This is a genomic window from Ruegeria sp. BA2, assembly GCF_056539605.1.
Window position 1 is genome coordinate 1 of record NZ_JBQFVE010000042.1, and the last position, 819, is coordinate 819.

Here is an 819-nt window from a genome sequence, read left to right on the forward strand (position 1 = left end):
GGATCTGTTGCAAACTTTTTGCCATTGACGCTCAAGAACGTAGAGAGTGAATAGCGGCCGGTGTAATTCAGCCGAAAGTCAGTTCATGATTTCTTTCAAGGGTGCGCAATATCCGAAGGATGTGATCCTGTTCGCGGTCTTCTTCTATGTTCGATATGGTGTTTCATACCGTGACTTGGAGGAAATCATGGGTGAGCGCGGTGTTTCTGTGGACCACACTACACTGAACCGCTGGGTGAAAAGATACTCCAGCGCGATTGCTGAGGCCGCGCGCCGCCGCAAAATATCTTGCGACCGTTCTTGGAGAATGGACGAAACTTACATCAAGGTGAAAGGGTCCTGGGTATATCTCTACCGAGCCGTCGACAAGCACGGTAAGACGCTTGATTTCATGCTTTCGCAGCGTTGAAACAAACCCGCCGCCACCAAATTCTTTGCTCGGACGCTGGAGGTCAACGGCCTTCCACGTAAGATCGTCATCGACAAAAGTGGCGCAAACACAGCTGGTATCAAGGCGATCAACAAAATGCTGAAAGGCTTTGGCTGCCCGATCCCAATTGAGATGGTGAGGCGGAAATACCTGAACAACATCGTGGAACAGGACCATCGTTTCATCAAAAGACGCATCCGGCCAATGCTAGGGTTCAAGGCGTTTGCTTCAGCGGCGGCAACCCTCGACGGAATCGAAGTGGCACACATGATCCGCAAAGGTCAAATCACGCCCGGAGTCTGTCCGTTTCGGCAATTTGCAGAGCTGGCCGCTTAGCCCGCCGGTAAAATGCTATCGCTGTCGCCAGAAAAATCTTCGCAACAGATCCC

1 pseudogene is annotated in these 819 nt (G+C 51.6%); it reads left to right on the plus strand.

The window, feature by feature from the left end:
- The first annotated feature begins 85 nt into the window (after positions 1 to 85).
- Positions 86 to 766: pseudogene (locus tag ACR0NN_RS25275) on the plus strand (IS6 family transposase).
- The last annotated feature ends 53 nt before the right edge of the window (positions 767 to 819 follow it).